Annotated in this window: 16 protein-coding genes and 1 pseudogene; 6 read left to right on the top strand and 11 right to left on the bottom strand. The window is 70.1% G+C overall.

The window, feature by feature from the left end; all coding sequences use genetic code 11:
- From AB0B40_RS21905 to AB0B40_RS21895, 3 genes and pseudogenes are all read right to left on the bottom strand, one after another.
- Nucleotides 1-861 (bottom strand): annotated as a pseudogene (locus AB0B40_RS21905) (IS5 family transposase).
- A gap of 107 nt (nt 862-968) precedes the next feature.
- Complete coding sequence (locus tag AB0B40_RS21900; RefSeq protein ID WP_362265074.1) at nt 969-1373, bottom strand: hypothetical protein; 405 nt, start codon at nt 1371-1373, stop codon at nt 969-971.
- 170 nt (nt 1374-1543) lie between these two features.
- Nucleotides 1544-2833: a PAS domain-containing protein gene (locus tag AB0B40_RS21895; protein WP_362265072.1), complete on the bottom strand. Its 1290-nt coding sequence runs from the start codon at nt 2831-2833 to the stop codon at nt 1544-1546.
- A gap of 363 nt (nt 2834-3196) precedes the next feature.
- On the opposite strand from AB0B40_RS21895, the gene AB0B40_RS21890 reads away from it, so the two are divergent.
- The 4 genes from AB0B40_RS21890 to AB0B40_RS21875 all read left to right on the top strand — a co-directional run bounded on the left by AB0B40_RS21890 (nt 3197) and on the right by AB0B40_RS21875 (nt 8627).
- On the top strand, nt 3197-4567 hold the full coding sequence (locus AB0B40_RS21890) for an ATP-grasp domain-containing protein (RefSeq protein ID WP_345046260.1): 1371 nt from the start codon (nt 3197-3199) through the stop codon (nt 4565-4567).
- The gene (locus tag AB0B40_RS21885) at nt 4564-6576 is read left to right on the top strand and encodes a PEP/pyruvate-binding domain-containing protein (protein ID WP_362265070.1); all 2013 of its coding nucleotides are present in this window, start codon (nt 4564-4566) and stop codon (nt 6574-6576) included. Before AB0B40_RS21890 ends, AB0B40_RS21885 begins: the two co-directional genes overlap by 4 nt.
- A gap of 8 nt (nt 6577-6584) precedes the next feature.
- Nucleotides 6585-8036, top strand: coding sequence for an MFS transporter (locus AB0B40_RS21880; RefSeq protein WP_362265068.1), 1452 nt, complete (start codon nt 6585-6587; stop codon nt 8034-8036).
- A 201-nt stretch (nt 8037-8237) separates the two neighbouring features.
- Nucleotides 8238-8627 carry a hypothetical protein gene (locus tag AB0B40_RS21875; protein WP_345046256.1) on the top strand — a complete coding sequence of 130 codons (390 nt, stop codon included), beginning with the start codon at nt 8238-8240 and terminating at the stop codon, nt 8625-8627.
- 41 nt (nt 8628-8668) lie between these two features.
- Here the strand turns inward: AB0B40_RS21875 and AB0B40_RS21870 are convergent, their stop codons facing one another.
- Nucleotides 8669-10108 (bottom strand): PLP-dependent aminotransferase family protein, encoded by a 1440-nt coding sequence (locus tag AB0B40_RS21870; protein ID WP_362265066.1) that lies wholly within the window; start codon nt 10106-10108, stop codon nt 8669-8671.
- Between AB0B40_RS21870 and AB0B40_RS21865 the strand changes: the two genes are divergently transcribed.
- Nucleotides 10095-10718 carry a DJ-1/PfpI family protein gene (locus AB0B40_RS21865; protein WP_362265064.1) on the top strand — a complete coding sequence of 208 codons (624 nt, stop codon included), beginning with the start codon at nt 10095-10097 and terminating at the stop codon, nt 10716-10718. The genes AB0B40_RS21870 and AB0B40_RS21865 overlap by 14 nt on opposite strands.
- 87 nt (nt 10719-10805) lie before the next feature.
- Here AB0B40_RS21865 and AB0B40_RS21860 read toward each other — a convergent pair whose 3' ends face one another.
- The 7 genes from AB0B40_RS21860 to AB0B40_RS21830 all read right to left on the bottom strand — a co-directional run bounded on the left by AB0B40_RS21860 (nt 10806) and on the right by AB0B40_RS21830 (nt 16355).
- The gene (locus AB0B40_RS21860; RefSeq protein ID WP_362265062.1) at nt 10806-11726 is read right to left on the bottom strand and encodes a sugar phosphate isomerase/epimerase; all 921 of its coding nucleotides are present in this window, start codon (nt 11724-11726) and stop codon (nt 10806-10808) included.
- The gene (locus AB0B40_RS21855; protein ID WP_362265060.1) at nt 11723-12370 is read right to left on the bottom strand and encodes a Gfo/Idh/MocA family oxidoreductase; all 648 of its coding nucleotides are present in this window, start codon (nt 12368-12370) and stop codon (nt 11723-11725) included. The genes AB0B40_RS21860 and AB0B40_RS21855 overlap by 4 nt, the downstream gene beginning before the upstream one ends.
- Before the next feature lie 195 nt (nt 12371-12565).
- Entirely contained in the window at nt 12566-13570 is a 1005-nt protein-coding gene (locus AB0B40_RS21850; protein WP_362265058.1) for a Gfo/Idh/MocA family oxidoreductase, read from the bottom strand.
- Nucleotides 13567-13770, bottom strand: coding sequence for a hypothetical protein (locus AB0B40_RS21845; protein WP_362265056.1), 204 nt, complete (start codon nt 13768-13770; stop codon nt 13567-13569). Before AB0B40_RS21845 ends, AB0B40_RS21850 begins: the two co-directional genes overlap by 4 nt.
- A gap of 68 nt (nt 13771-13838) precedes the next feature.
- On the bottom strand, nt 13839-14573 hold the full coding sequence (locus AB0B40_RS21840; protein WP_362265054.1) for a substrate-binding domain-containing protein: 735 nt from the start codon (nt 14571-14573) through the stop codon (nt 13839-13841).
- 354 nt (nt 14574-14927) lie between these two features.
- Nucleotides 14928-15671, bottom strand: a complete 744-nt coding sequence (locus AB0B40_RS21835) for a sugar phosphate isomerase/epimerase (RefSeq protein WP_362265052.1) — start codon at nt 15669-15671, stop codon at nt 14928-14930.
- Between the two features lie 294 nt (nt 15672-15965).
- Nucleotides 15966-16355, bottom strand: a complete 390-nt coding sequence (locus AB0B40_RS21830) for a helix-turn-helix domain-containing protein (RefSeq protein ID WP_362265051.1) — start codon at nt 16353-16355, stop codon at nt 15966-15968.
- Nucleotides 16356-16394: 39 nt separating this feature from the next.
- Between AB0B40_RS21830 and AB0B40_RS21825 the strand changes: the two genes are divergently transcribed.
- Nucleotides 16395-17903 carry an MFS transporter gene (locus tag AB0B40_RS21825; protein ID WP_362265049.1) on the top strand — a complete coding sequence of 503 codons (1509 nt, stop codon included), beginning with the start codon at nt 16395-16397 and terminating at the stop codon, nt 17901-17903.
- Nucleotides 17904-17992: the final 89 nt, after the last annotated feature.

Below are 17992 nucleotides of genomic sequence, written 5' to 3'. Positions count from 1 at the left end.
TCAGCTGCGGGTCCGGATAGGGATGGCGGCGAGGTGGAGTGCGGCCTGGAAGACGATGGCAGGTTTGTCCGTTCGCATGGCCAGGCGGCGCCACTGCTTGAAGCGGTTGATGCACCGCTCGACGGTGTTCCGCTGCTTGTAGGTCTCACGGTCGAAGCCTGGCGGTCGACCACCGCGTCGCCCGCGCCGCACGCGGTGACCGATCTGGTCAGCAGGCTGTGGAATGACTGCCCGGATGCCGCGACGACGGAGATGTCCGCGGATCGCCCGGGAGGAGTAGGCCCGGTCCGCGAGGACTGCCACGGGTCGCGTTCTGGGCCTTCCGGGACCGGGCCGAGGGACCCGGATTCGGCCCATGACCGCTTCGAAGGCGGGTGCGTCCCCGGCCTGGCCTGCCGTCACGATCAGGGCGAGGGGTCGGGCCCGGTCGTCGCCGGCCAAGTGGACTTTCGTACTCAGGCCGCCGAGGGAGCGCCCGAGCGCATGGTCGTCGGGTTCGGCCCGGCTTGGAGCCCCCCCCTTTTTCGGCGCCGGCGGCGTGCTGGTGGGCCCGGCAGACGGTGGAGTCCACCGATACGGTCCAGCCGATGTCGTCAGCGTCGTCGACCGCTGTCAGGACTGCGGTGAGGATGCGTTCCCAGGTGCCGTCCACGGCCCACCGATCAGCCGTTTGTGGGCGGTTTGGAACGAGCCGAGTTCGTCCGGCAGGTCCCGCCAGGGCGAGCACGTGCGGTACTTCCACGCGATGGCCTCAAGGGTGCGGCGGTGATCGGCCCACCGCCGCCCACGAACCGGATCGGGCGGCATCAGCGGCTCGATCCGGTCCCACATCGCATCACTGATCACCAACCGAACAAACACATCCGATCAACTGACCAATTGGCCAAAGGTGCGCAGCCCTGCCGGACAGGTGCTCATCGGCAGGCTGAAGCGCGAAGTCACAGGGTCGGTGAGGCAGTCGACTCGGTTCACGCCTCGGCGTGGTGGGTGAGATGGCCGCCGGTGAGCCGCCAGTAGTGCTGGTGAGAAGTCAGTCGCCAGGTCTCGTCGGCAGCGAACGCCTGCGTGACCCATTCATGGAGCTGCGGGAGGGCATGCGCTCGTAGAACAGCGCGGGTGGCAGCACGTTCAGCGGCATCGACCGGATGGACGTCTATGCGGAAGCCGGCCATGTCCGGGTGGATGCCGCGGCCGTGGTTGCGGGGGTTCGGAGCGACCCATGCTGCTCCCAGGACGATGGTCCCGCTGTCATGCCCGGTCAGAAACCGCAGATCCGTGACTCGGGTCATATAGGTGCCGAGACACTCGTCGATGTCGGTGGTGGTCAGTGGCCAGGCACGGTGCCGGGGCAGTCGTCGGTTTCGCGCGGACATGGCAAGCAGGATGGCAGAAGATCACTGCCGGCCCTCCCTCGTGTTCTGTTCAGGACCACGTCACCACGTCCACCGCCCCGAGTGAGTCGCCTTGTAGCGCATGTCGCCTCATCGGCCTTGTCGCCCTCATCGGCTTCCTCGCCCTCCTCGCCCTTGTCGGGGACGACCCGTCAGGCGGGGCTGAGCGGGTGCGCCGCCGTGGTGGAGCGGGGCGGCCAGGTGTGCGGGGAGAGGATGCCGAGCACGTAGGCGCGGGCGACGAGCGCCGGGCGGGTCGCGCCCCCCAGGAGGTGCCGGAGGCGGCTGAGATGATAGTCGACCGTCTGCCGCGAGAGGTGCAGCGCCTCGGCGATGCCGGCGTTGCTGTGCCCGGCGGCCAGCAGGGCGAGAATCCGCACCTGGGCGGCGGTCAGCGGAGGGTGCGGCTCATGGCTCAGACCGAGTCCGGTGATGACCGCCCAGACGTCGGGACCCCAGTCCCCGGTACGGCGCACAGCGCTCAGATGGACCCAGGCACGGCGCTGGCGCTGGTCCCCGTCGACGAGCAGGGCACTGGTGCGCGCGCTTCTGCGCCGGCCGCCTATGAGGTCGTCCCAGACTCTGCGGAGCGCGGCGCGTTCCGGTGTCCTGGCCAGCAGGCTCTCGGCCGGTGAGCCGACGAGGTCGCGGAGCCGGACGCGCAGCAGTTCGGCGACTGCGGAGCTGGCCTCCCCGACCACTCCGTCCGCCGACAGCCGTAAGCAGGGCAGGCCGCTGTGGTCCCGCAGGGCGCGCAGATCCTCCTCGGCCTGACGCCGCTGGTCCAGTGCGTGGGTGTACTCGGTGATGTCCACGTAGATGCCCGCCACGCAGGGCAGCGTGCCCCAGGTGACGGGGAAGCGGTATCCGGCCGCGTGCCCGGGGGAACCGTCCGGGCGCCGGTAGACGAGGGTGTGCCGGACGGAGTGGCCGCCGGTGAGAACCTCCTTGTCGAATGCGAGGAACCGGGCAGCGTCCTCCGGGCCGTCCGTCTCGGTCAGGTGGCGGCCGATCAGGTGGTCGCGCGTGGTCCCGTACAGGTGGGCGTAGGCGTGGTTGGCCCAGACGTAGCGGCCGTCGGCGTCGCGGACGAACACCGCGGCGGGGCTCAGGTCGGCGAACGCCGCGCACGCTCCCGTACCGGCCGCCGCGTCGCTCACCTCGACCGCGACTCCCCGGCCGCGCCGGCGCCGTACACCGTCCCCTCGGGCCGACCGGCTGACGTCGAAGGCGCGGCCCTCGAACCGCGTCCGGCACGGGCCGTCGTCCGGTAACGCCGACGGGCCGCCGTGGCCGTTCCGCAGGGCCGCCAGGAAGCGTTGCGCGGTGTGTTCGTCCGCGAAGGCGCCGCCGCCGCTCTCAACCATGCCCGCACCGCCGTCGGCCTCCCACCAGAACACCGGGAGAGTCGCGAGCAGCGTCTTGAGATCGGCCTCGTCCACGGCTCAACTCCTTGAATTTTGCATGAACATCACGTTGAGTAACACATCATGCGTGTCCCGTAGACGGGAGCGCATGCCGGGCCGCCCGGGACGCGCCGGATGTCGCGGATGTGCGCCCCGGTCGGGCACTAACACATCACCGAACCTTCACATGGCTACAACTGCCCCGCCGAGTAAGGCATTTGCCTGAGACGTGCACGCTCGGCACGCCGTAGGACGGGCACCCGGACTGCTTCGCTGGTATGGGACCGCGAATCGGCGGCGGGCAGACCGGGCGCACCCCGGCCACCGCCACGCCGCGCACCGCGCGAGCCGTCGCGCGACAGGAGCAAGAACCCGGACAGCAGAAGGAGTTGGGTAGCAGTGGCGAAGGTGCTGTACGTGCATGCAAAGGGCGGACCCCCGGTCGGGTACGCCCTGGATCGGGTGGCCGCGAGGGCAGCCGTGCACCTGCTGGCACTCAGCGAACTGCCCGCCGGCGTGGCGGAGCACGCGGAGGGGCTGTGCGCCTCCGTGGTCCGCGGGGAAGCAGGCACGGACGACCTGGTCGAACTCATCGCGTCCCGCGCCCGGGAGGTCGGCGCGGACGCCGTCGTCACCTTCTCGGAGTACGCGGTGGTCGCGGTCGCCGAGGCGTCCCGGCGGCTCGGACTGCGGGGCGCCGGGCCCACCGCGGTCCTCGCCCGCGACAAGCGCCTGATGCGCGCCGCCTGGGAGCGCCGGGGCATACCCCAGCCCCGGTTCCGCACCGTCACGTCCGTCGGACAGTTGCAGGCAGCGGTGGCCGAACTGTCCTGCCCCCTGCTTCTGAAGGCGGCCTGGAGCGCCGGTTCGACCGCGCACCAGATCATCGAGGAACCCGCGGACGCCCCGGGTGCCTGGGCGCGCTCGCACACCGTGATGACCGAGTCGGCGCGGCTCGGCTACGCCGAACTCCATGTCGCCGGCGCCGGCGAGGACTTCATCGTGGAGGAGATCGTCACCGGACGCGCCGAGGAGTGGTTCGAGGGGTCCGGCTGGGGCGACTACGTCAGCGTCGAGGGCGTGGTCGACCAGGGCGTCTTCCGGCCGGTCTGCCTGAGCGGCCGGATGCCGACGGTGGCCCCGTTCACCGAACGCGCCGGCATCACCCCGGCCGCGGTCGGCACCGGGGCTCAGGCCAGGATCGTGGAACTGGCCCGGCGGGCCGTGGAGGCGCTCGGGCTGCGGGACTGCGGTACGCACACCGAGATCAAGCTGGGCGCGGACGGCCGCATGTGGGTGATCGAGACGGCGGCGCGCTTCGGCGGGGCGATGACCGTGCCGCAGATCGAGGAGGTCTTCGGGCTCGACATGATCGCCTTGTTCACCGAGCAGTTGCTCGGCGGCTCACCCGACTGGCCGTCCAGGGCGCTGACGCCCGCGGACGCCGACGGCGCGGCCGGGTCCCTGGTCGTCCTCGCCGTGGACGGCGCGGGTGCCCCGTGGCCGCGCCGGCACCTGTGGGACTCCGGCTCGGTGATCCGCTCCGCCCCGGTCGGCGCGGGCAGCACGCTGACCGTCGTCGGGGAGAGCTCCCTGCCGGACGGCACACCGGTGCCGGTCTACGATCCGGCCGCGGGCGCCAACACCATGGCGGGGCTGTGCCTGTTGTCAGCCGACCGGCCGCAGACCGTCGTCCGTGACTTCACCGCCCTCGTGGACGCCATGCCGCACCTCCTTCCGGTGCACCTCCCGCAGGGGGTGACGGTATGACCCTGACACTGGGTGAGACCGAGGTTCCCGGAACCGGCGGGGACCGCACCGTCGTCGGCGCCAACCTGTCCCTGCCGCTGTTCCGCACGCTGTCCGGGGTGCTCGCCGGACACCCGTACCTGAAGGTCGTGGTGGACCGTGTCGAGAGCACCTGGCACCTGCTCGACACCCGGGTGCACCCCTTCCACGTCAACTACATCGCCACCCACGTCCTCGGCATGACCCTGGAGGAACTGGACGCCGATCTCGACGCCTTCAACGCCTCCGTGTACATGGACCCCGGGCGGCGTTTCCTGCTGGGGGTGCTGTCCCTGCACAGCGAGCAGACGGCGGACGGCTCCGAGAGCCCCTTCCTGGTGCTGGAGACCACCGAGGCGGACACCATGCACGGCGCTCTGCTGGAGGAGTTCTACCTCTACGTGCGCGGGCGGGTCGACGGGCGGCTGCCGCTGCTGCTGAAGCCCGCCAACCACGGTCAGGAGCACGAACTGGCCTCGGTCAGCGAGGCACACGTGCCACGCATCCTGAGTCACGCCCTGTTCGGCAACCGCACGCGCACCTGCCTCAACCCGGGGGAGGCCGAGGGCCGCCTGCGCCACTTCCGCACCATGGCCGAGTACGAGGCCGCCGCCGCGCAACTGGGCTGGGCGGACATCGTCGCGATGCCCCGCCTGCCCGACGACGTCCCCAGGGTCGCCGGCTTCATCAACACCGCCCCCATCACGCCGCTCTCGCACACCAATGTGCTGGCCTCGGGCTGGGGCATCCCGAACGCGATCGTCCGCGACTTCGACACCCTCACGGGAGGCGACGGCCTGGACGGCGCCTGGGTGCGCTACCGGGTGCGCGAGGACTCCATCACGCTCGAACCGCTCTCCGCCGCACCGGACTTGCAGAAGCCGGCCTGGCACCAGCAGCGCATCCGCATCGAGACCCCGCTGCTCGAGGAGGCCCCGGTCCTGGCCCTGCACCGACTACGGCGCACCGACCGTGACAGCTACGGCACCAAGGCCGCCAACCTCGGCGAACTGCACCACGTCCTGGACAGCCGCACCGCCGACCTGACGGCGTTCTACACGCGCCCGCGCCCGCCGCGCCGCGACCTCCTCGGCCATCTCGCCGCCCGGCTCGGCGAGCAGGAGGCCTCACCGGAGCGGCTGCGAGCCGCCGCGGCCCGGTGCGTGGCGGAGACCGTCCGCGCCCCCGAAGGCGTAGCGCTGCCGTTCCGCCTGCACCATCTGTTCCTGACCTCCTCACCGGCCCTCCAACAGGGCATCGGAAAGCTGAAGATGGCCCTGGAACTCGAAGCGTTCGACATCGTGGACCCGTTGTGCCTGAACCTGCAGCACCTCGTGCGGAGCACACCGATGCCGGACGAGGTGGCCCGGCCGATCACGGCGTCCGTGCCGGGGCTGCTGGCCGGCGGACACCGCATGGTGGTGCGCTCCTCGTCCAACGCCGAGGACCTGCCCGGCTTCTCCGCCGCCGGGATCTACGACTCGGTGACCACCGTCCGCGGAGCGGAGCAACTCCTGGACGCGGTACGGCAGGTGTGGGCGTCACTGCTCTCGCCGCGCAGTGTGCGCCTGCGGCACCAGGTCGGCATCTCCCTGGACGACACCTACATGGGCGTGATCGTCCAGGAGTACCTGCCCGCGAGCCTCGGGGGCGTGCTGGTGACCTGCAACCCGACCCGGCGTGAGGACTTCCGCAACGTGTATCTCAACTGCACGCCCGGTTCGCCGGAGCGGGTGGTGGACGGCACCGTCCTGCCGCAGCAGTACCTGTACAACACCGTCGAGGGCGGTGGGCGCACGATGGACGTCGGCACCGCGGGCGAGGACCTGCCGCCGGAGACCCGTACGGCGCTCGCCCGGCTGGCCCTCACCGGACGCCTGCTGCAGTCCCACTTCAGCGCGGAGGACGCGGACGACGCCCTGGACATCGAGTGGCTGATGACCGACGAGGGGGCGTTCCGTCTGGTCCAGATCCGCCCCTACGCCCGGTGAGGCGCCGTATGCCAGTCCTGCGGCGCCGTCGGACCGAGCCGGTCGCCTCCCCGGTGGCCCGTCGGATCATCCGCCTGAACAACGGGTTCCAGCTGCTGTTCAACCTGCTGTGGTGGATGCCGGTCTTCTACGCCTACCAGCGTGACGCCGGGCTGTCCGACAACCAGATCTTCGGCATCCAGAGCATCTACTACATCGCGTTCTGCCTGTTCGAGATACCGACCGGTGCCATCGCCGACCGAATCGGCGCCCGCAACTGCCTGCGCGCGGGCGCGGTCGTCATGACGGCCGCGAACATGGCGCCGGTCCTGGCCCCCTCGTACACCGGCTTCCTCGTGCACTTCCTCGCCATCGCGGCAGGACGCTCGCTCACGTCGGGCGCGGCGAGCGCCTATCTCTACGACGGTCTGCGCGCCGAGGGGGCGGAGGCCCACTACCTGAGGGCCGAGGGTACCGCGCGGTCCCTCGGGCTGGCCGCCAAGGTCGTCTGCTGGCCGCTCGTCGGCCCGTTGATGGCGCTGGCCGCGCAGACCCCGTACGTGCTGAGCGCGGCCAGTGCCGCCGGGTCGCTGGGCTGTGCGCTGGCACTGCCGCGGCTCGCGCCGCGCGGCACGGACACCGGTCCGGGCATGCGCGGGCGGGGGAGCGGAACCCTGCTGCGCGACACGGGTGCCGCTCTGCGGGCCCTGCGCGTCTCCCCGTGGCTGCCGCTGCTCATGGTGCAGGGCGTGGCGGTGTTCACGCTGTCGCGCATCTGCCAGGTCAACCTCTTCCAGCCGGTGCTCCTGGATCACGGGATCGGGGAGAACGCACACGGCGGTGTGCTCGCGGCCATGACGGTGGCCGAAGCGGTGGCCTCGGCGCGTCCGCAGTGGCTGAGCCGCCGGCTGGCTCCGGCCCAGTGGGTGTCCCTGCTGAGCGTGGCCCTCGCCGTGGTCCTGGCGGGTACCGTCCTCGGCGGGCCCTGGCTCGTGGTGGCGTTGCTGTGCGCGTTCGCCGCGATCACCGGGTTCGTCTATCCCGTGCAGCGCAAGCTCATCAACGACGCCATCCCGGCGGGCGCACCGCGCGCCACGCTGCTGTCCGTGGAGAGCATCGTGGACCGCGGAGTGTGTGCGCTGGCGGCGGTCGCCGCGGGCGTGTACCTGGCGTCCGGCCGGCTCGACGCGCTGTTGTGGCAGAGCGCCGCGGTCACCTGCGTCCTGATGCCGGTGCTGCATCTGGCGCTGCGCCGGACGGGCCGCGCGGCACCGCGCGCGACGGGCGCGGCGGGCGAGGCCCGCGCACGGGCCGAGCGCGCCAAGTCCCCTGTCGGTGCCTCCGGTTCGGCGCCGGCCCCGGGCTCGGGGCCGACCCTCGGTGCCGGCCGGGTGCCCGGCGCCGGTTCGGCCCCCGGCTCGCCATCGGGCGCCGAGCCGGTGTCCCTGCCGGTCGACGAGGGCGTCGCACCGCATCCATGAGCGACCTGACCGGTCCCGCACCGGATCAGCCGAACGCCGTTTCGCGCATCGCTCCGCCCCCGGCCCCTGTCACCACGCCCGTCGACAGCCAGCCCCGTGTCGGCGGGCAGGCACCAACAGGGGCCGGGGAGGGACCAGTACAGGCAGGTGGGCTAGATTCATGGTCGTTTTCTTACCTCCCCACTGTCAGAGGAACTGTCTGTGTCCCAAGTACCGCCCCTTCGCGGCTCCTCGTACACCCCGGAGCAGATACGGCGGAACCGCCTGATCTTCCTCGGTCTCGTCCTTGTCATCGCGGGCCTGGTGGCGTTCTGCACCCTGGGCCCGTACGACACGAAGGACCAGTCCGCGACGCTCAAGGCCGGGGACTGTTTCCAGAACATCGGGACGGAGAAGCAGGCGAAGACCAAGAAGCTCGACTGCACCGACCCGCATGCCGACTACAAGGTCCTGAAGATGGACAAGGACGCAGTCGTCGATACCCTCTCGTGCTCCGACGTCCCGGGCACGACCGGCTCGCTCACCCAGTCGGGCTCAGGCGACTGGTTCGTCGTCTGCTTCAAGGACAACGACGAGAAGGCCAAGAAGTAGCAGGCCCGCCCGGGAACCGGCTGCGCGGGTGGTGTTCATGTTCAGGTGTAGACGTCCTCGACAGCGACTCGTCGCACTGTGCGCAGCGTCGACCGGAGACTGTCCGGATCGGTCGAGCCGAGAGCGAGGCGGAGCGCCTGTGGTGTGTGCTTCGAGGTGTTGAAGGGCTCCGCCGTGCTGACCGAGATGTGCTGACGCGCGAGGGTGGCGGTCAGACGATCGGCCCGTGCGTCGTCGGGCAGCGTCAGCCACGTGAAGTAGGACGAGGGATGGCCGACGAGTGGTAGGCCCGCGAGTTCTTGTCTGGCGAGGGCCTGGCGGGCCTTGGCGTCGTCCCGTTTCCGGGCTTCCAAGTGGTCCACCGTGCCGTCCTCGAGCCAGCGGCAGGCGATCGCGGTGGTGAGGGCCGGGGTGTTCCAGGTGGTCGCCCGGATCGCGCGTTCGAGCGACGGAACCCTGGACGGCGGGGCGACGACGAAGCCGACCCGGAGGCCGGTGGCGACGCTCTTGGACAGTCCCGAGACGTAGACGGTGATGTCCGGTGCACTCGCAGCCAGCGGCGGTGGAGGGTCCTCGACGAGGTAGGCGTACGCGGCGTCTTCGATGATGAGCGGACCGTGCTGCCGGGCGATGGCGATCAGACGGGTACGGCCGGTCGCCGGCATGACCCAACCCAGAGGGTTCTGCAAGGTTGGCATGGTGTAGATCGCGCGCACGGGGCGGGTCGCGCACAGCTTCTCCAAGGCATCGAGATCCGGCCCGTCACTGGTCGTCGGTATGGGTTCCAGGTCGAGATGAAAGGCTTGGGCGAGCACCTTGAAACCCGGGTAGGTGAGAGCGTCGACCGCGACGACGTCACCGGCGTTGAGCGCGGCCATGACGGTGACGGCCAGGCCGTGCTGCGCACCGTTGACGATGAGGATCCGATCCGCGTCAGCGGTGATTCCTCGACGCCTCAGGTGCCGTGCGATCGAGGCTCTGTCCTGGGGACGCCCTCGATGCGGTTGGTAGCGCAGCAGCGAGTCGAGTTCACCGGAGGTGGCCACCTCCCGCAGAGCCTGCCGCAGGAGATCCGCTTGGCCGGGCAGCGACGGATAGTTGAAGTTGAGGTCGACCGCGTCCGTGGCGACGACTTGCTGATCGATGCCGTGACCGGCGGGAACCGCGATGTCACGCACGAACGTGCCGCGGCCCTGTTCCCGGCTCACCAAACCCATCGCTTCCAGTTCGGCGTACACCCGGGTCGCGGTCACCACGGCGATGCCCTCGCGGGCGGCGAGCCCGCGGTGTGTCGGCAGCCGCACGCCCGCGGCGAGCCTGCCTGCCCGGATGTCGGAGGCGAACGCGTCGACCAGGCTCTTGTACCGCGAGGCTGCCATGCGCCGAATTGTATCCATGACAATTCTTTGACTGTCCCGTTCGCGGGTCCTTACCTTCGAGACCCACTCCTGCGGAAGGACAGCCGCCGTGCACATCGCCATCCTCACCTTCGAGGGCTACAACGAGCTCGACTCCCTGATCGCGCTCGGTGTGCTCAACCGCATGAAGACCGCCGGCTGGCGCGTCACCATCGCCACCCCCACCCCCAAGGTGACGTCGATGAACGGGGTGGTCATCGAGCAGATGTCCACTCTTGAGGAGGCGTGCGCCGCTGACGCCGTCATCGTCGGCAGTGGCATCGCCACCCGGGAGGTCGTCGAAGACCAGGCGATCATGAACATCCTGCGCGGCCTGGACCCCTCGCGCCAACTCATCGCCGCGCAGTGCTCCGGCGCGCTCGTGCTGGCCAGGCTCGGCCTGCTCGACGACATCCCCGCCTGCACCGACCTGACCACCAAGCCCTGGGTCGTCGCCGCCGGTGTCGAGGTGCTCAACCAGCCCTTCTACGCCAAGGACAACATCGCCACCGCCGGCGGCTGCCTCGCCTCGCACTACCTCGCCGCCTGGATCATCGCCCGCCTAGAGGGCAACGACGCCGCCGAAAGCGCACTGCACTATGTCGCCCCGGTCGGCGAGAAGGAGGAATACATCGAGCGCGCGTGGCGCAACATCACCCCCTACCTGCCCGCTCCCACACCCGCTCTCGTCTGATACCGGCCGCCCTTCACCCGCTGGTCCGACCTGTTCGCCGGTCGGAGTCAGGCTTCTGAGTGTGGCGCAGGCTGCCCGGAAGGGCCGTCAGGCGGCGACCAGCGGCCGCAGTGTCTGGTGGGCGATCCGCAGGCCGGTGAGGATGCGGTCGTTCGTGCCGCCCCAGACCGGGTCCTCGTGCTCGACGGACAGCACGCCGTTGAACCCGCCCTCGTACAAGACGTCGACGATCCGCTGCCAGTCCACCTGGCCGAGGCCCGGCACACGGTAGCGCCACCAGCCGGTGTCCCACGGGTCCGGCCGGTTTACCGCACGGCCCGGGTAGCCGTAGCGGTTGCGGCGTTCGGGGAACAGTTCGATGTCCTTGGCCTGGGCGTGCGCGACGCGTTCGACGTAGGGGCGTAGGGCATCGACAGGGTCGATGCCCATCCACACCAGGTGCGAGGGGTCGAAGTTCAAGTAGAGCCCGAGGGAGAACATCCACTCCCACAGCTCGGGCGAGTAGGCGAGGTTGCCCGGGTAGCCGTCGGGGTGCCAGCCCTCCATCACGCAGTTCTCGATGACGAGCTTGACCCCGGCGTCGTCCGCGTGCCGGACCAGGTCGGGGAAGATCTCCTCGGCCTCGCGCAGGTTCTCGGCGACGGTCCTGCCCGGGTGGCGGCCGATGAACGTCCCGACGGTGGGCACACCCAGCAGTCGCGCGGCGTCGATGCACGCGTGCACGTGCGCGTTGACCGCGGACCGCTCGGCCGGGTCCGGGTGCAGGTTGTTGTCGTAGAAGGAGAGCGAGGAGATCTCCAGGCCCTGCTCCGCCAGCCGTCCCACCGTCTCCTGCGCCCGGTCCTCCGTCATGGCCGCGGCGTCGAGGTGGGAGGCGGTGAACGGCCGGTCGGCCAGCCTCGGCCAGGCCGCGACCTCCAGCGCTTCGTAGCCCTGCCGCTGCGCGAAGGAGGCGATGTCCTCCAGCGAGCGCCCGGGCAGGCAGGCGGTGAGAAATCCGAGCTTCATGAGGTGACCTCCACCCATGTCTCCTTCGCGGATGATTCCAGAACGGCGCGGGTGAGTGCCGCGTCGCGCAGCCCGTCGTCCAGGGTCGGCAGCCCGTCCGGAGTCTCGTCCGTGAACGCCGTGTAGGCGTCCTTGACGAACGCGGCGAAGCTGTCGAGGTATCCCTGCGGATGGCCGGGCGGAACGGTGCTGTACGGTGCGGCCCCGGCCGACTGTGTGGTCGTTCCCCGGTGCAGGACGCGGTTCTCCTCGCGCCCGCCGATCCAGAGGGTGTCCGGGAGTTCTTGGTCGAAGACGTACGCCGCGTCGCTGCTGTCCACCGACAGCCACAGCCGGTTCTTGCGCCCGGGCGAGACCTGGCTGGCCACGACGCTTCCGGTGGCGCCCCGGTCGGTTTCGAAGACGAGCACCGCCGCGTCCTCCGTCTCCACGGTGACGCCGCCCCGCTGCGGGTGCACCACGGACGTGGTGGCCAGCAGGCGGCGGATGCGGTGTCCGGTGGTGAACTCCGCGAGGTCGCACCAGTGGACCCCGATGTCGGCGAAGGTCCGGGAGGACCCGCCGCTTTCGGGTGCCGTCCGCCAGTTCGTGTCGTCCGGTCGCGACATCCAGTCCTGGAGGTACGAGCCGTGGACCAGGTGCACGGGAGCCGCGTCCGGCGCGCGCAGGCGCGCGCGGGCCTCGCGTACCGTCGGGTAGAAGCGGTAGACGAACGCCCGGGCGCAGTTCGAAGTCGACGCCGTCGAGGACGCTGACCGGGCCGAACCGCTTGGTGATCCCCGTCATCTCGACAGCGGGCGAGACCATGGGGGCCGTCGCCTGCGCGAAGCGCTCGCTGTTCATCGCCTGCCGCCTCCCGTGGTGCCGACGGAGCGGTCCAGGGGCGTGATCTCGACCCACTGCGACTTCGCCGCGGACTCCTGGATGGCGTCGGCGATCTTCTCGATCTGGTAGCCGTCGCCGAAGTCCGGGGAGGCGGGGATGCCCTCGGTGATGGCCTTGAACAGTTCGTACGTCTCGATGATCTTCGTTTCGCCGTAGCCGATGCCGAGGGCGGGGATGGGCCACAGGGCGTCGCCGTACGGGTGGTTGGGGCCGGTGTAAACGGTGCGGAAGCCGCGCCGGTCGGCCGGGTCGTCGGAGAAGCAGACCTGGAGTTCGTCGCGGCGCTCGTAGTTGAACACCAGGGAGCCGCGGGTGCCGTGGATCTCGAAGGTGAGGAAGTTGTTGCGCCCGTGGGCGTTGCGGGTGGCCTCCAGCGAGCCGATCGCTCCGCCGGCGAACTTCAGCAGCGTGATGACCTCGTCGTCCACGTCCACCGGACCGCGTTCGGCGTCGGCGAGGCTGCCCGCGGCGCCCAGCTTGTCCACGCCCCCGGTCTGGATCGGCCGGTCCGGGACCCAGGTCTTGAGGAGGGAGTTGACTCCGGCGATCTCGCCGACGAGGTAGCGGGCGAGGTCCACGACGTGGGTGGCGATGTCGCCGAGGGAGCCGGAGCCCGCGATGGCCTTCTGGAAGCGCCACGACAGCGGGGAGTCGGGGTCCGCGGACCAGTCCTGGAGGTAGGTGCCGCGGAAGTTGAGGATGTCACCAATCGCGCCTTCCTCGATGTACTTCTTGGCGAGCGCGACCGCGGGAGTGCGGCGGTAGCTGAACGCCACCATGGTGACGATCCCGGCGCGCCGCGCGGCCTCGGAGACCGGGCGTGCCTCCTCGGCGCCGCGGGCGAGTGGCTTCTCGCAGATGATGTGCTTGCCGGCCTCGGCGGCGGCGATCGCGATCTCGGCGTGGAGGTTGTTGGGGGTGGCGATGTCGACCACGTCGATCTCGGGGTCCTCGATCACCGTGCGCCAGTCACTCGTGTGCTTCTCGAACCCGAGCGGGCCGCGCCGTCGGCCGCGAGCTCTTCGGTCACGTCGACGAGCGTCCTGCGGATGGGGCGGGCCGGTGCGGGCCAGAAGAACATGGGCATCGAGGCGTAGGCGAGGGAGTGGGCCTTGGCCATGAAGCCGCCTCCGATGATGGCGACGTTGATGTCTCGCATGGCGCTGTTCCTTTCAGCGGCTCAGATCCGCGCGGCCGGGGGAGCCGCGGGGTTGAGGGTGGGGGTGTTCAGCGGCGGTAGGACTCGCGGACCTCGGCCGGCGGCTGTTCGTGGAAGACGCGCCGCCACGAGTCGAGCAGGTTGTCGTGGGTGACCGGGAGTGCCCCCAGGGCGACGTACGGCGGGGCCTTCTTGCCGATCAGGCTGTAGGCGGCCAGCCGCGCCTCGGTGACGCCCTGGTCGTACGGGCGCTGGGCGCCGAGTCCGCGCACGATGTTCTTCTTCGCCAGGGCGATCGCGACGTTCTTGCCGAGGTCTTCGGTGGTCACCGCGAGGTTGTCCCGGTCCGTGCTGCGGGCGGCCGCCAGGATCCCCTCGGTGGGGACGTCCCACACGCCCCAGATGCCGTCCAGGTCCCCGTGCTTGAGGAGCATCGCGTTGGCCGCCGCCTGGGCGTCGCCCGCGAGGTCGGGGCCGACGGTGCCCTTGCCGCCGAGGGCGTCGGCCATCAGGTGGGCGGCGACCACGCCGTTGCCGTAGTTGTCGGCCGACACCACCGCGACGTAGTCCCGGGCGGCCTGCATGCCGTTGGGCACGTTGTCCATGAACACCAGGTGGATCCCCCGGCGGGCGACCGCTTTGTACGCGCCCGCGGTGGCGACCTCGTCGGTGGGGATGGAGACGATGACGTCCGGCTTGCGGGCGGCGATGGTCTCCAGGTCGGAGACCTGCTTGCCGGGGTCGGAGCCCGCATCGGTCACGGCGATGACGCGGATGCCCAGCCGGGCGAACTCGGCGCGCAACCCGTTTGATCTGGGCGCTGGTCCAGTCGTCGCCGGTGTAGTGCATGACGATCGCCGCCGTGGCGCCGGCGCCCTTGACCTTCGCGATCTCGCGGGCGGTGAGTGCCACGTCGTCCGCGGGGGTGGCGTTCTCGCCGTGCGGGCCCTTGCTGAGCACCTTGCCGCGCATGTCGGCGAGCGCCTGCTTGGCCGGTGCGTAGCCGCGGTACTCGAACGCGGTGCTGCCCGGTGAAGTGCCGTTGCCGCAGCCGGTGGCACCGAGGAGCAGGGCCGCCGCGGCGAGCACGCCCGCGGCCTTCCCGCGCCTGCGTTTGTTGCGTATGTCCGTCATCAGCCGTGCCTTTCCGGGGGCGGTCAGCCGAGCAGTCGGTCCAGGTAGGCGCGGCTGACAAGGGCCGCGTCCTTCGGGTCCCCGTCGTACGCGTCGAGCTCGACGATGGCCCAGCTGTCGTATCCGGCCTCGCGCACGGCGTCGAGCACGCTCTTGAAGTCCAGGGAGCCACGGCACAGGGGCAGGAACTCCCCGGTCGTCAGGTCGATGTCCTTGAGATGGACGTGCGCGAGGCGGTCGGGGTAGCGGCGGATGAGCTCCGCCGGGTCGCCGCCGCCCGCGGCCAGGTGCGCGGTGTCGGGGCAGAAACCGATCCGGGTGCGCGCCATGACCTTCTCCACCTCCGCGGGGCTCTCGGCGATGGTCCCGAGGTGCGGGTGATAGCTGGAGTCCAGGCCGTGCGCCTCGGCGATCTCCACCACCTTGTCGAGGGCGGCGCCGAGCCGGTCGTAGTCCTCCTCGCGGGTCCCGGCGGCCCGGCGTGCGCCGCCGCCGACCACCAGGCGCTCGGCGCCGAAGCGCGCGGCGAGCTCCGCGGTGCGGGTCACCTTCGCCAGCTCGTCCGGGAGGACGTCCGGGTAGACGAAATTGGCGCCGGTGTAAACACCGACCAGGGTCAGCCCTGTCTCTTCCAACAGGCTGAGCAGCTCGCCGGGCCGGTCGGCGTAGTCCGCGACGTTGCCTTCGAAGACCTGCCCGACGAGTCCCGCACCTGAGGGCGCGATCCGTTCGCGGCCGTCGGTTCCCGCTGCACCTTGAGCAGACACGACGGCCCGCCGGGTCTGCCGGGCGGGCGATGCCGGGGACCGTCACACGCGGGACCGAGCGAACGAGGAACCAGTGAGCGTCTCCCTCGGCTCGACGGCTGTCCCATCGACAGACCGCGGACCTGACACCGGCGCGGCAGACGTGAACAGCGAGCCCCGCCGCCATCCTCGACGTCTCCCTGCCTACCGTGCACGGTACGAGGTCGACGGGATCACTGCGAGGGCGCGGCGCCCCTTAGCGCGTCCGCCGGTAGCCGATCGGTCAATGCCTGCCGGGTTGTCCCTCCGCAGGCGTCAGGGAGCCGATGTGGTGGCGGCGTCGTAGGTGGCGCGGGCGGCGCTGATGTCGGCTCGGTGGCGTTCTGCCCAGCCGACGAGCCCGGTAAGGGTCGCATGGAGTTCGCGGGCCATGGGCGTGAGGCTGTATTCCACCTTGGGCGGCACGGTGGGGTAGACGGTCCGGACAAGCAGACCGTCGCGTTCCAGCTTGCGCAGGTTCAAGGTGAGCATGCGTCGGCTGATGCCCGTGATGGCGCGTTCCAACTCGGTGAACCGGACCGGCCCGTTCGCGGCGGCGACGAGAATTCCGATGCTCCACTTACCCGCGACATGGTCGAGGACCTCGGTGAGCGGGCACGCCTCGTTGCTGACCTGGTCGGACACATCGATGTGACTGCGTGACATGAAAGTGCCTCCTTCCGCCGCGCGTCAGGGTTACAGAAGATGACGGCTGTAACAAGTCGTGCACCATCGGAAGGGGACCTTGTGCCCAGAACCGTCTCACCAGCACAGGCATCCCGTTGGGCGGCATTGGCCGTGCTCTGCGCCGGGCAGTTGATGGTCATCCTCGACGGGACCATCGTGAATGTGGCGCTGCCGGCCATCCAGCAAGACCTCGGTTTCTCCTCGTCGGCTCTGGCCTGGGTGGTCAACGTCTATCTGGTCCCCTTCGGTGGTCTGCTGCTGCTCTCCGGTCGGCTTGGCGATCTGATCGGGCGCAAGCGCGTCTTCATCACCGGCTTGAGCGTCTTCACCACTGCCTCGCTTCTCTGCGGTGTGTCGCAGGATTCAGCGATGCTGCTTGCTTTCCGGTTCGTCCAGGGCATCGGCGGCGCGGTGACCTCCGCCGTCACCCTCGGCATGGTCGTGACCCTGTTCCCGCAGCCCAGGGAGCGGGCCAAGGCCATCGGCGTCTACAGCTTCGTCCAGTCAGCCGGTGGCTCGTTGGGTCTCCTCGCCGGCGGTGTCCTGACGCAGACCATCAGCTGGCACTGGATCTTCTTCGTCAACGTTCCGATCGGCATCGTGGCCGCGCTGTTGGCCGGGCGCGTACTCGCATCCGAGCACGGGATCGGCCTCGGCAAGGGGGTCGATGCCATGGGCGCGCTCCTGGTCACTTCCGCGCTGATGCTCGGTGTCTACACGATCGTCGAGACCACCAGCTATGGCTGGGCTTCCGCACACACGCTGGGCTTCGGCACCGCGGCACTCGCCCTGCTCCTCGCATTCGTCACCCGCCAGGCGAAGGCGATCCACCCACTCCTGCCGCTACGTGTGTTCCGCTCGCGCAACGTCTCAGGAGCACTCGGCGTCCAGGCCCTCATGGTGGCCGGGATGTTCAGCTTCCAATTCCTGTGCGTTCTCTACCTGCAGAAGGTGCTCGGCTTCGACCAGATACACACCGGCCTCGGCATCTTCCCGGTCTCGGTCGCGATCGGCGCGCTGTCCCTCGGCCTCTCACCCAGGCTGATCTCACGCTTCGGCCCCCGTGCCGTGCTCCTTCCAGGGCTCTTGCTGATCACGGCAGGTCTCGCCGTCCTCGGCCGCGTACCGGCAGGCGGGAGTTACGTCGTGGACGTCCTGCCGGCGCTGCTACCGCTCGGCATCGGCTTCGGCCTCGCGATGCCGTCGCTGGCCACGCTCGCGATGTCAGCGGCCACACCCCAGGACTCGGGGATCGCCTCCGGCATGTTCAACACCATGCAGCAGATCGGCAGCGCCTTCGGCCTCGCGGCCCTCAGCACGCTCGCCACCTCGCATACGGATGCCCTGCTGGGCGACGGCGCAAGCACCGCCTCGGCACTCACGGGTGGTTACCAGCTTGCCTTCCGCATCGGCTCGGGCATCGTCGCCGCTGCTCTCCTCCTCGCCGCCACCCTGCTCCGTTCCCCCGCAAAAGCGCAACGTCCAGTGGCCGATAAGAAGCCGGTCACCGAGCACGCCACTCGCTGACCAGACGGCGACGCCATCCCAGGCAGCCGGGGAGGATCTCGCGTTCGCAGGAGGAGATGTGCCTGTCGTGCCGTCACTGATTGTCGCTC

It is taken from the genome of Streptomyces sp. NPDC042638, assembly GCF_040647235.1.
In the GTDB taxonomy this organism is placed as follows: Bacteria; Actinomycetota; Actinomycetes; order Streptomycetales; family Streptomycetaceae; genus Streptomyces; species Streptomyces rameus.
The sequence above is the reverse complement of the archived record's forward strand: the minus strand, read 5'-3'. Positions and strand labels throughout refer to the sequence as shown.

Coding starts and splice junctions, on each gene's coding strand:
- AB0B40_RS21830 (WP_362265051.1), bottom strand. CDS start 16,355: ATGTCACGCAGTCACATCGATGTGTCCGACCAGGTCAGCAACGAGGCG.
- AB0B40_RS21825 (WP_362265049.1), top strand. CDS start 16,395: ATGACGGCTGTAACAAGTCGTGCACCATCGGAAGGGGACCTTGTGCCC.
- AB0B40_RS21900 (WP_362265074.1), bottom strand. CDS start 1,373: ATGTCCGCGCGAAACCGACGACTGCCCCGGCACCGTGCCTGGCCACTG.
- AB0B40_RS21885 (WP_362265070.1), top strand. CDS start 4,564: ATGACCCTGACACTGGGTGAGACCGAGGTTCCCGGAACCGGCGGGGAC.
- AB0B40_RS21880 (WP_362265068.1), top strand. CDS start 6,585: ATGCCAGTCCTGCGGCGCCGTCGGACCGAGCCGGTCGCCTCCCCGGTG.
- AB0B40_RS21860 (WP_362265062.1), bottom strand. CDS start 11,726: ATGAAGCTCGGATTTCTCACCGCCTGCCTGCCCGGGCGCTCGCTGGAG.
- AB0B40_RS21870 (WP_362265066.1), bottom strand. CDS start 10,108: ATGGCGATGTGCACGGCGGCTGTCCTTCCGCAGGAGTGGGTCTCGAAG.
- AB0B40_RS21845 (WP_362265056.1), bottom strand. CDS start 13,770: ATGCGAGACATCAACGTCGCCATCATCGGAGGCGGCTTCATGGCCAAG.